Annotated in this window: 16 protein-coding genes and 2 pseudogenes; 9 read left to right on the top strand and 9 right to left on the bottom strand. The window is 59.5% G+C overall.

Annotation, left to right across the window (positions count from 1 at the left end):
- Nucleotides 1-9: 9 nt before the first annotated feature.
- From rfbC to rfbA, 4 genes are read left to right on the top strand one after another with little or no spacing between them, the layout of a single operon-like run.
- On the top strand, nt 10-570 hold the full coding sequence (gene rfbC, locus C8265_RS08355) for a dTDP-4-dehydrorhamnose 3,5-epimerase (RefSeq protein WP_164512300.1): 561 nt from the start codon (nt 10-12) through the stop codon (nt 568-570).
- 6 nt (nt 571-576) lie between these two features.
- Nucleotides 577-1,638 (top strand): dTDP-glucose 4,6-dehydratase, encoded by a 1,062-nt coding sequence (gene rfbB, locus C8265_RS08350; RefSeq protein WP_108483537.1) that lies wholly within the window; start codon nt 577-579, stop codon nt 1,636-1,638.
- Nucleotides 1,635-2,489, top strand: coding sequence for a dTDP-4-dehydrorhamnose reductase (gene rfbD, locus C8265_RS08345; protein WP_108483536.1), 855 nt, complete (start codon nt 1,635-1,637; stop codon nt 2,487-2,489). The genes rfbB and rfbD overlap by 4 nt, the downstream gene beginning before the upstream one ends.
- Nucleotides 2,486-3,358 (top strand): glucose-1-phosphate thymidylyltransferase RfbA, encoded by an 873-nt coding sequence (gene rfbA, locus C8265_RS08340; RefSeq protein WP_108483535.1) that lies wholly within the window; start codon nt 2,486-2,488, stop codon nt 3,356-3,358. Before rfbD ends, rfbA begins: the two co-directional genes overlap by 4 nt.
- Nucleotides 3,359-3,401: 43 nt before the next feature.
- Here rfbA and C8265_RS19955 read toward each other — a convergent pair whose 3' ends face one another.
- From C8265_RS19955 to C8265_RS19735, 4 genes and pseudogenes are all read right to left on the bottom strand, one after another.
- On the bottom strand, nt 3,402-3,530 hold the full coding sequence (locus tag C8265_RS19955) for a hypothetical protein (RefSeq protein ID WP_338065778.1): 129 nt from the start codon (nt 3,528-3,530) through the stop codon (nt 3,402-3,404).
- 31 nt (nt 3,531-3,561) lie between these two features.
- Entirely contained in the window at nt 3,562-3,819 is a 258-nt protein-coding gene (locus tag C8265_RS08330; RefSeq protein WP_108483533.1) for a hypothetical protein, read from the bottom strand.
- A pseudogene (locus C8265_RS08325) lies at nt 3,819-4,043 on the bottom strand (YcbK family protein); the annotation flags it as partial. The pseudogene C8265_RS08325 and the gene C8265_RS08330, both read right to left, overlap by 1 nt.
- Nucleotides 4,037-4,312: pseudogene (locus C8265_RS19735) on the bottom strand (hypothetical protein); the annotation flags it as partial. The pseudogenes C8265_RS19735 and C8265_RS08325, both read right to left, overlap by 7 nt.
- Nucleotides 4,313-4,440: 128 nt before the next feature.
- Here C8265_RS19735 and C8265_RS08315 point away from each other — a divergent pair.
- From C8265_RS08315 to C8265_RS08295, 5 genes are read left to right on the top strand one after another with little or no spacing between them, the layout of a single operon-like run.
- Nucleotides 4,441-4,623 carry a DUF6900 domain-containing protein gene (locus tag C8265_RS08315; RefSeq protein ID WP_108483636.1) on the top strand — a complete coding sequence of 61 codons (183 nt, stop codon included), beginning with the start codon at nt 4,441-4,443 and terminating at the stop codon, nt 4,621-4,623.
- Between the two features lie 33 nt (nt 4,624-4,656).
- Nucleotides 4,657-4,869 (top strand): hypothetical protein, encoded by a 213-nt coding sequence (locus C8265_RS08310; RefSeq protein WP_108483532.1) that lies wholly within the window; start codon nt 4,657-4,659, stop codon nt 4,867-4,869.
- 32 nt (nt 4,870-4,901) lie between these two features.
- The gene (locus C8265_RS08305) at nt 4,902-5,207 is read left to right on the top strand and encodes a hypothetical protein (protein ID WP_108483635.1); all 306 of its coding nucleotides are present in this window, start codon (nt 4,902-4,904) and stop codon (nt 5,205-5,207) included.
- Nucleotides 5,204-5,656: a hypothetical protein gene (locus tag C8265_RS08300; protein ID WP_240611020.1), complete on the top strand. Its 453-nt coding sequence runs from the start codon at nt 5,204-5,206 to the stop codon at nt 5,654-5,656. The genes C8265_RS08305 and C8265_RS08300 overlap by 4 nt, the downstream gene beginning before the upstream one ends.
- A gap of 44 nt (nt 5,657-5,700) precedes the next feature.
- Complete coding sequence (locus tag C8265_RS08295; RefSeq protein WP_108483531.1) at nt 5,701-6,282, top strand: DUF3489 domain-containing protein; 582 nt, start codon at nt 5,701-5,703, stop codon at nt 6,280-6,282.
- Between the two features lie 9 nt (nt 6,283-6,291).
- Here the strand turns inward: C8265_RS08295 and C8265_RS08290 are convergent, their stop codons facing one another.
- The 5 genes from C8265_RS08290 to C8265_RS08270 all read right to left on the bottom strand — a co-directional run bounded on the left by C8265_RS08290 (nt 6,292) and on the right by C8265_RS08270 (nt 9,228).
- Nucleotides 6,292-6,498, bottom strand: a complete 207-nt coding sequence (locus C8265_RS08290) for a DUF7220 family protein (protein ID WP_281501377.1) — start codon at nt 6,496-6,498, stop codon at nt 6,292-6,294.
- Nucleotides 6,498-7,760, bottom strand: coding sequence for a site-specific DNA-methyltransferase (locus tag C8265_RS08285; protein ID WP_108483529.1), 1,263 nt, complete (start codon nt 7,758-7,760; stop codon nt 6,498-6,500). The genes C8265_RS08290 and C8265_RS08285 overlap by 1 nt, the downstream gene beginning before the upstream one ends.
- Before the next feature lie 476 nt (nt 7,761-8,236).
- Nucleotides 8,237-8,626 (bottom strand): helix-turn-helix domain-containing protein, encoded by a 390-nt coding sequence (locus C8265_RS08280; RefSeq protein WP_108483528.1) that lies wholly within the window; start codon nt 8,624-8,626, stop codon nt 8,237-8,239.
- An 84-nt stretch (nt 8,627-8,710) separates the two neighbouring features.
- Nucleotides 8,711-8,971, bottom strand: coding sequence for a Txe/YoeB family addiction module toxin (locus tag C8265_RS08275; protein ID WP_338065780.1), 261 nt, complete (start codon nt 8,969-8,971; stop codon nt 8,711-8,713).
- A gap of 5 nt (nt 8,972-8,976) precedes the next feature.
- Complete coding sequence (locus C8265_RS08270; RefSeq protein ID WP_108483526.1) at nt 8,977-9,228, bottom strand: type II toxin-antitoxin system Phd/YefM family antitoxin; 252 nt, start codon at nt 9,226-9,228, stop codon at nt 8,977-8,979.
- Between the last annotated feature and the right edge of the window lie 110 nt (nt 9,229-9,338).

Genomic DNA, 9,338 nt, shown 5'->3' with positions numbered 1-9,338 from the left:
TATTGAGTAGTGCAAGTTCACAAGACCAGTCTGGCGGGGGTATTTATGATCGAACCCCATCGCTTCGGTGATCATCGAGGCTTCTTTGCGGAGACCTACAGCCAGCGCGTTTATGCTGAATTGGGGATCAATGAAAATTTCGTGCAGGACAACCACTCGCTTTCAGCCGAGATTGGCACGGTTCGGGGGCTGCATTTCCAAGCACCGCCTGCAGCGCAGGCCAAGCTGGTGCGTTGTGGGCGCGGTGCGATCTTTGATGTCGCCGTCGATATCCGCAAGGACAGCCCGACATATGGCAAATGGGTTGGCTACGAACTCAGCGCCGAGAATGGTGCGCAGCTGTTCATCCCTGCAGGCTTTGCTCATGGGTTTGCCACGCTGCTGCCCGATAGTGAGATCATCTACAAATGCTCGGACTATTATGCACCAGAAACCGAGCGCGCGCTACGCTGGGATGACCCCGCCATCGGCATAGACTGGTCCCTGAAGGGCAAGGCGATCCTGAGCGACAAAGACGCCGCGGCACCGATTTTGGCCGATCTTGACAGCCCGTTTCACATGGAAGGATAGAAACAGATGAAGATCCTTGTGACAGGAGGTGCGGGCTTTATCGGCTCTGCGGTGGTGCGGCTGGCGGTGGCACGGGGCCATCGTGTAGTGAACCTTGACGCGCTGACCTATGCCGCCTGCCTGTCTAATGTGGCGTCGGTGGCAGACAGCCCGCTTTATGCCTTCGAGCAGGCTGATATCCGCGACCGCGCGGCGCTGGATCGTGTCTTTGGCACCCACCAGCCCGATATCGTCATGCATTTGGCCGCCGAAAGCCATGTCGATCGCTCGATCGATGGGCCTGCTGATTTCATCGAAACGAATATCACCGGCACGTTCAACATGCTGGAAGCGGCCCGCACCTATTGGATCGCGCATGGCCGACCTGAGGGCTTTCGCTTTCACCATATCTCGACCGACGAGGTGTTTGGCTCACTCCCCGCCGACCCGGCGATGCTGTTCACGGAAACCACACCATATGACCCGCGCAGCCCCTATTCGGCCTCCAAGGCCAGCTCGGATCACCTCGTGCGCGCCTGGGGTGAAACCTATGGCCTGCCTGTGGTCCTTAGCAATTGTTCGAACAATTACGGCCCGTATCACTTCCCTGAAAAACTGATCCCGGTGGTCATTCTGAACGCGCTGGCAGGAGAGGCACTGCCGATTTACGGCGACGGCAGCAACATCCGCGATTGGCTTTATGTCGAGGATCACGCCGATGCGCTGCTTTTGGTGGCGCAACAAGGCCAGACCGGGCGCAGCTATAATATTGGCGGCGAGAACGAACGCACGAACTTGCAACTGGTGCAAACGATCTGCGCTATCCTCGACCGGCTACATCCGCGCGAGACTGGCAACTACGGTGATCTGATTACCTTTGTCACCGACCGTCCCGGCCATGATGCACGCTATGCGATTGATCCTTCGCGCATCCGCAGTGAGCTTGGCTGGAGCCCCTCGGTCACCGTCGAAGAGGGGCTGGAGCGCACCGTGCGCTGGTATCTGGAGAACGAGGACTGGTGGCGCCCATTGCTGGCCCGTGCGGGTGTGGGTCAACGGCTGGGCACCACTGAGAAAGCCACTTCATGAGTGCTATTTTGGTCTTTGGCCGCAGCGGGCAGGTCGCGACCGAACTACAACGGTTGGGCGATGTTGTGGCGTTAGGGCGTGATCAGGTTGATCTTTCAGATCCTGCGGCTTGTGCAGCAGCAATTAACGCCTATCGGCCCCGCGCGGTGATCAATGCTGCCGCCTACACCGCCGTGGATCGTGCCGAAGAGGAAGAGGCGCTGGCCACCCTCATTAATGGCGAGGCCCCCAGCGTCATGGCGCAGGCCTGTGCGGCATTAGGCATTCCACTGGTGCATATCTCAACCGATTATGTCTTTGCCGGTAGCGGCACCCATACTTGGGCGATTAATGACAGCGTCGACCCACAAAACGCCTATGGTCGCTCAAAGCTAGCGGGCGAGGCAGGCATTCGCGCCGCGGGCGGGGTCCATGCAATTTTGCGCACCTCTTGGGTGTTTTCCGCCCATGGCGGCAATTTCGTCAAAACCATGCTACGCCTGTCGGACAGCCGCGATGAGTTAAGCGTGGTAGATGATCAGATCGGCGGCCCAACCCCCGCCCGCGCGATTGCCGCGGCCTGCCTATCTATTGCCCAGCAACTGTGCGATGCGCCTACCAAGACCGGAACGTATCATTTCAGCGGCGCGCCCGATGTCAGCTGGTGCGAGTTTGCCCGCGCGATCTTTGCCCAGGCCGGGCGTGGCACTCGCGTTACCCCCATTGCCACGCGCGATTATCCAACACCCGCCGCGCGGCCGCTGAATTCACGGCTGGACTGCCATACAACGGAACAGGTTTTCGCCAACCCGCGCCCCGATTGGCGCGCGGGCTTAGCCAATACATTGACAGAGTTAGGTATTACCCCATGACGACACGCAAAGGCATTATCTTGGCAGGTGGATCCGGCACGCGGCTTTATCCCATTACCATGGGCGTGTCGAAACAGCTCTTGCCGATCTATGACAAGCCCATGGTCTATTACCCGCTGACGGTGCTGATGCTGGCCGACATTCGCGAGATCCTGATCATCACCACTCCGCATGACCTGGAACAGTTCAAGCGGACGCTGGGCGACGGCAGCCAATGGGGTGTGTCGCTGAGCTTTATGGTGCAGCCCAGCCCTGACGGACTGGCGCAGGCTTTTATTCTTGGGGAAGAGTTTCTTGATGGCGCGCCATCGGCGATGGTGCTGGGCGACAACATCTTTTTTGGCCACGGCCTGCCCGACCTGTTGCAAGAAGCCGGACAGGCGCAGGCGGGTGCCACTGTCTTTGGCTATCGCGTTGCAGATCCGGAACGCTACGGCGTGGTGGATTTTGACGAAGATGGCACTGTGCAGTCGATCATCGAGAAACCTACCGTGCCGCCATCGAACTACGCGGTGACCGGGCTTTATTTCCTTGACGGCACAGGACCAGCACGGGCCAAAGAGGTGCGGCCATCGCCCCGCGGTGAATTGGAGATCACCAGCCTGCTTGAAAGCTATCTGGCCGACGGCACACTATCGGTCAAAAAAATGGGCCGCGGCTATGCCTGGCTGGATACTGGCACCCACGCCAGTCTTCTGGACGCCGGAAACTTCGTCCGCACCCTGACTGAACGCCAAGGTCAGCAAGTGGGCTCGCCCGACGAGGTCGCCTTTGAGATGGGCTGGATTGACGAAGACCAACTGAGAGCCCGTGCGGAACAGTTCGGAAAGAACGACTATGGCTCATATCTCAAGGGGCTCGCCCGGTGATCTGTGATTTGACGGTGACGCCCCAGTACAAAGCATGTACATCTTACTGGCACACGCGCAGTTGCCCCCGCAGCACCATATAATCCGCGAGCCAGCCGACGATGACACTGCCTTCGGGCAGGGCGTCGACCTCATCAGCCACACGGCGCTGCTCTTCCAGAGTGTACGCCAATACCGGCGGACAGACAGAAGTTGACAGATGCTCAGAACTCCCCGTCGCGCAGCCTGTCAATGAGATCATTGCGGTTGCGAGGACGGCGGCTGGCTTCGTCCAGCATCTGGCGTTGTACGACATTGTCGCGCTCCAATGTTGCCAGTCGCCCAGCGGCACGCCCAGCGCGCTCACCGGCCCGACGAAGGTTAAGAATGAAGAGCGCAACGGTGAGGGCGGCAAGGACCACCCCGGCTGCCCAGCGCGCCCAAGGCCGGACGATGAACCCAGCGAGAATTGTGCTCCACATCACCGCGTCCCCCGCTTCCAGTCATCAATTCGCGCCCAGATCGCAACAGCGATCCCCGCCAGCGCCAGCGCAATGAACACCCAGCGGAGGGTGTCGAGATGCGGCACCAAGGGCAGGATCGCCCCCTGCGCTTCCGCCAGCGCCTCTTGCGCAACTTCGACCCCGGCGGCACCAAGCGTGGCAACCCCGGCTGCGCCAGTTCCACGCAATGTCCGGCTTCCTGCGCCTGATAGACTGTCAGTGCGGTGCGGGCCTTCAGATAGGACGTACTGTCGCCGGAGCCGGAGACGGCACTTTCGCCCGGGCTTGACCCGCCTCGCGACCGCATCTGCTGATCGGGATCCGTCATGGCCCCTCGTCGCGCATCCGACGCGGCAGCGTTGATCGACCCATCTGAAAACAGCACTAACCGCCCGGTTTTGCGCGCCTTTTGCACGGCCCCGCGCGAAAGGCCGGAATGGGCGGCATAGGCGCGTTCAGACAGTCCTTCCATGGCGCTGTGAATATCCTCAACATATTGGAACTAAATGAGAATAAATATCTTATTCAGTTGATTACACTCCCACATAGAGCGACTCTGGGTGCAGGAAAACGATGCAACCCAGCCCCGGAGACGACGCCATGACCACCAAGACCAAAGCCCCCAGCGAAGCCCTGCTGCTGGAGATCGCAGCGAAGCATTTCCACAGCATCGAGACGCTGGAAACCCGCAACCGCGATCGCCTCGACTTCCACGATGTCGCTGTCTGGTCCATCCGCGCGGCGCTCAAGGAGGCTTTCGAGGCCGGACGCCGCGCCGCTTAAACCCCCACACCCCACTCCTGAAAGGACACGCACATGGCCATCGCCACCACTTCCGATACGACACGTATCTTTATCGACCGCAGCCGCTTCACCCAGGTCATGACCGTGCCCGCGCTGCAGGGCCACTTAAACGACATCAGCCTGAACGCTGAGGTTTTCGAGATGGCGGGCCGGATCGGGATCGACTGCCTGACGATCGAGCTGGCCGATGTCGTCCTCCTCCTGAAACAGCACGGGTTCATTTGAGCCCGCACCAACCCCGCAACAAGGAGACAGTCATGAGCACGCGCGCGCAGATCGCCATCGAGATCGGACCGGATCAATGGGCTCACATTTATTGCCACTTTGACGGCTACCCCTTGCACATGCTTCCCGCGCTGGCGCCGTGGACGCCCGAGGACATCCTCGCGGCAAAAGAAATCCGGCAGGTCCGCGCGGACGCGCTGGACTGTTTTGATCCGCCCCGCGAGCCGCCGATCCTGCCGCGCCCGACCTGCCAGCTCTGCCACCTCTACGTCTGGCGGGACGGGGGATGGATTGAACTCGATCCCGAAGCCCACGCCCCCGAAGGAGCGGCCCAATGACCAATCCCTCCCTGAACTGCCTGTCCGAAGGCCACGGAGCCACCACCATGACAACGCACCCCATTCTGCCCAGCCGCAACGAGGACTACGGGTTCTTCCGGACCCTGACTGTTTGCCCGCATCGCGACCGCCGCAGCGCGGACGTCTGGACGCTTGCCTCGCGCCTGATCGCTGCTGCCATCGGTGCCGACAGCGAGGACGAGATGATCGGCATCCGCGATTTCCTCGACAGCCGCATGGGTCGCCACTTCGCCGACGATGTTGTCGGCAACATGACGGGCTGCAACATCGATACCGAGACTGCGATCGCATCCGCGATCCGCCGCTGGCAGGACTGGCGTATCAGCCGCAAAACCGAGCGCTGCGACGGGATCCCCGCTGGGCTGCCCTACCTGACGGGTTGGGTGCAGCACTTCGCAGTCGCCGCCGCGATGGTCGAGACCGACTGACCCAGACCCCAACCCCGACATCCCCATCACGACAGGAGGCCCAGATGCCTAAACTCACCGATACCCAGACCATCATCCTCAGCCGCGCGGCCGCGCGCCCTGACAATCTGGCCATGCCGCTGCCCAAGGGGTTGCATGGGGCGGCCGCACAAAAGGCGGTGACCGCGATGATCACACGCGGCTGGCTCGAGGAGGTCGAGGCCAACCTTCGGCGCGGCGAGCCGCTTTGGCGCGAAACCGGCGATGGTCACGGCACTACGCTAATTGCGACAGAGGCCGGGCTTGCGACGATCGGCATCGAGCCGGTGGCGACGAGCACGACGATCAATTTGCGCAAGGCGAAGCTAGAACTGGCCCCGAAGCCGAAAGACGCGTCTGCTGCACCAACTAATTTTGCCACGCCCAAGTCTGTTGCCATCCGCGCTGGCACCAAGCAGGCGGAGATCATCGCGCTCATTCAGCGGCCAGAGGGCGCATCCATAAGCGAAATCGTTGAGGTGACCGGCTGGGCTGCACATTCCGCCAGAGGCATGATCTCGGGCGGGTTGAAAAAGAAGCTTGGACTGGCGATCATCTCCGAGAAGGTTGATCAACGGGGCACCGTGTATAAAATTGATGTGGCCTGACCCCAGCCATTACCTCAAGCGAGCGAACAACCTACGCAGCGCGTAGCTGCGCAGCAGGGATATCCCCACGAAAACCGTGCCCAGCGCCAGGTTGTCACCAAGGTTCGTGTGCAAGCCGAACCACGGGAACACGATGATCTGCGTGAACACAGCCAACACATACCCAAGCGCGACATTGGTGATGGCCTCGATCAATGACATACGGCGGGACTGCATCACGCGGTCAGCCGTTGCGACTTGAGTGCCCTGAAGGTCTCTCCACTTTCTGACAAAACAGCCTCTTTGCCGGTAAAGGCCTGCCAGCGCTCGATGGCCACATCGACATATGCCGGGTTCAACTCGATCCCGTAACACACCCGCCCGGTGGTCTCGGCGGCGATCAGCGTGGTGCCGGACCCCATGAAGGGTTCAAACACGGCCTGACCGGGGCTTGAGTTGTTCAGGATCGGTCGACGCATGCATTCCACCGGCTTTTGGGTGCCGTGCACCGTGTCCGCATCCTGATCCTTGTTTGGGATCTGCCAGAGCGTCGTCTGTTTGCGATCGCCCGCCCAGTGGCCCTTGCCGGTCTTCTTCACCGCATACCAGCAAGGTTCATGCTGCCAATGATAATCGCCCCGACTCAGCACCAGCCGGTCCTTGGCCCAGATGATTTGAGACCGGATGTTGAAGCCCGACGCCAGCAAGCTCTCGGCCACCTCTCCCGCATGTAGTGCACCGTGCCAAACATAGGCGACTTCACCAGGGAACAGCGCCCATGCCTCGCGCCAGTCGGCGCGGTCATCATTCAGCACCTTGCCAGTGCGCTTGGTCTTGGCTGCACCCGCCTGGTTGCGCCATCCGGGATCGTATTCCACGCCATAGGGCGGATCGGTGACCATCAGCAGCGGTTGCACATCACCCAATAGCCTCCCAACCACATCGGCTGCGGTGCTGTCGCCGCAGATCAAGCGGTGCGACCCGAGCTTCCACAGATCGCCCGCCACCGATACCGGCGTGACCGGTGGTTCGGGAATGTCGTCTTCGCCCTCAACTGGCCCGTCGCCGCCCAGCGCATCTGGATCGCGCAGCAGCGCATCCAGATCTTCGTCAGTAATCCCGAGCAGCGACAGGTCGAAATCCTCAGCCAGCAGCCCTGCAATCTCGTCGCGCAGGATGGCCTCGTCCCATTCCCCCATCTCGGTTAATTTGTTGTCGGCGATGCGGTAGGCGCGGCGTTCCGCTTCGTCAAGATGCCCAAGCCGGATCACCGGCACGTCTGTCAGCCCCAGCATCGTGGCAGCTAGTATCCGGCCGTGGCCCGCAATCAACTCACCATCGTCAGCCACCATGCAGGGTACGGTCCAGCCGAACTTCGCCATGCTTGCGGCGATCTTGGCCACCTGATCGTCGCCGTGGATTTTGGCGTTGTGGGCGTAGGGCCGCAGCCGATCAATCGGCCACGTCTCGATCTCGCTTGGCGCGAAGACAAGGTCCATGGGGCGGTTCTCGTTTGAGGCAGAGCGGACATTCCGATGCGCGCGGGCAACATAGCCAGCAACACAATCGGATCCGCGATGTGGGGAAAACAAAAACGCCCGCGAGGTATATCCTCCGGGCGCAACTCTTCGATGATCAAGGGGTACGTCAAGGGGGCTAGAAAAGTCAATCTGATTTTTGTTTTGAATCAGCGGGTTCTGCAAAGCCTAAAACGTGCTGCCACTGGGGTGGCTTCCCAAGCTGGCCAAACTGGTTGGATTTTGGCCAAGCTGGATTCTTGACTAAACCACTCAAGAATCCAGCTTGAGAGCCAGCTTTATACTCCCAAACATCTGTAATCTAATCATTTTAATCCCGCTGCTGGCCAAGGTGGCTTCCAAGTGGATTCCCCGGTGAAAAAGCCACGCGCTAGCGAAATGGCGCGCTAAGCCCCCCCGTATACGAATAGCGCCGGGGAGGAACCATGGGAGGGGGGTCAGGCCCCCTCGCTGTTGGCTTCGAGGTGATAGGGCACGATCAAAGACGCTGCCGGGATTTTCCAGCTGCTGTTGATCTTTTGGATCATTCGCAGTGTCAGCGGGCGCTTGCGGTTCATGATTTCAGACGCCCGGGGTTTGCCGCCAACCAGCTCTGCCAGATCGCTCTGCTTCTTCTTCTTGATGTCCATGAACACTTTCAACGTCTCGATAGGATCAAGCGCTTCGATTGGGTATTCGCGGTTTTCATAGGCTTCGATGAGGTCGGTCAGAATATCGAAGCGGTCGGCCTCTGCTGTCCCGGGTGCGGGCGGAGCATCGAAGTATTGCTCGATGTCTGCAAGCGCCCAATCCAGATCTTCATTGGTTCGAATGGCACGGAGTTCCATGTGTTTCTTCCTGATTTACTTAGACCTCTGCGCGTCCTCTTCCTTTACTGGTTTAAGCCCGTCCAAAACTAACGGAGTCCATGATCAGTAATGATACCTAAGCTGGGCGATTTCCAGACTCTGAGCTTCTCCTTTACCGCTAACACGGTATACGAAACGGTGTTCATCCGTAATCCGTCGCGACCACCATCCACTGAGATCGCCTTTGAGAGGTTCAGGTTTTCCGATCCCGCTAAAAGGCATCCTCCGAGCCGTCTTGATGAGTTCGTTGAGACGAGCCAGGCCCTTCTCGTTGCCTGAAGACTGCCACCAGAGATAGTCTTCCCATGCGTTATCTGAAAACACGAGTTTCAAAGATCGATTTCACGTTCTCTGCCTTGGCCAGCAGTGAGCTGGGCGATCGACGAATGCAGGCGTTGTACGTTCTTGGGGCTTTTCTGAAGGTGTAGTGTTTCTTGAATGGAGTTGTACTCATCAAGCGATATCATCACAATCGCCTCGCGGTTTTTGCGCGTCACCACAACCTCGACGTGGTCGTGGATTACACGGTCCATTACGTCTTTAAACGAAGCGCGCGCATCAGTATAAGTCATGACATCCATATTTAGCTCCTAGTTAGCCGCCCATTTATGCACAATATTCTGTACAGGTCAAGCTGTGAGATAGTCAATGTGCAACGTGCTGGATGCAGTCGATGAGTCCATATTCGCAG

It is taken from the genome of Oceaniglobus ichthyenteri, from assembly GCF_003057885.1.
GTDB lineage: Bacteria > Pseudomonadota > Alphaproteobacteria > Rhodobacterales > Rhodobacteraceae > Oceaniglobus > Oceaniglobus ichthyenteri.
Note: the sequence above shows the minus strand (reverse complement) of the source record. Positions and strands in the feature narration are given on the sequence as shown.

Coding starts and splice junctions, on each gene's coding strand:
- rfbB (WP_108483537.1), top strand. CDS start 577: ATGAAGATCCTTGTGACAGGAGGTGCGGGCTTTATCGGCTCTGCGGTG.
- rfbD (WP_108483536.1), top strand. CDS start 1,635: ATGAGTGCTATTTTGGTCTTTGGCCGCAGCGGGCAGGTCGCGACCGAA.
- rfbA (WP_108483535.1), top strand. CDS start 2,486: ATGACGACACGCAAAGGCATTATCTTGGCAGGTGGATCCGGCACGCGG.
- C8265_RS08330 (WP_108483533.1), bottom strand. CDS start 3,819: ATGTGGAGCACAATTCTCGCTGGGTTCATCGTCCGGCCTTGGGCGCGC.
- C8265_RS08315 (WP_108483636.1), top strand. CDS start 4,441: ATGACCACCAAGACCAAAGCCCCCAGCGAAGCCCTGCTGCTGGAGATC.
- C8265_RS08310 (WP_108483532.1), top strand. CDS start 4,657: ATGGCCATCGCCACCACTTCCGATACGACACGTATCTTTATCGACCGC.
- C8265_RS08305 (WP_108483635.1), top strand. CDS start 4,902: ATGAGCACGCGCGCGCAGATCGCCATCGAGATCGGACCGGATCAATGG.
- C8265_RS08300 (WP_240611020.1), top strand. CDS start 5,204: ATGACCAATCCCTCCCTGAACTGCCTGTCCGAAGGCCACGGAGCCACC.
- C8265_RS08295 (WP_108483531.1), top strand. CDS start 5,701: ATGCCTAAACTCACCGATACCCAGACCATCATCCTCAGCCGCGCGGCC.
- C8265_RS08290 (WP_281501377.1), bottom strand. CDS start 6,498: ATGCAGTCCCGCCGTATGTCATTGATCGAGGCCATCACCAATGTCGCG.
- C8265_RS08285 (WP_108483529.1), bottom strand. CDS start 7,760: ATGGACCTTGTCTTCGCGCCAAGCGAGATCGAGACGTGGCCGATTGAT.
- C8265_RS08280 (WP_108483528.1), bottom strand. CDS start 8,626: ATGGAACTCCGTGCCATTCGAACCAATGAAGATCTGGATTGGGCGCTT.
- C8265_RS08270 (WP_108483526.1), bottom strand. CDS start 9,228: ATGGATGTCATGACTTATACTGATGCGCGCGCTTCGTTTAAAGACGTA.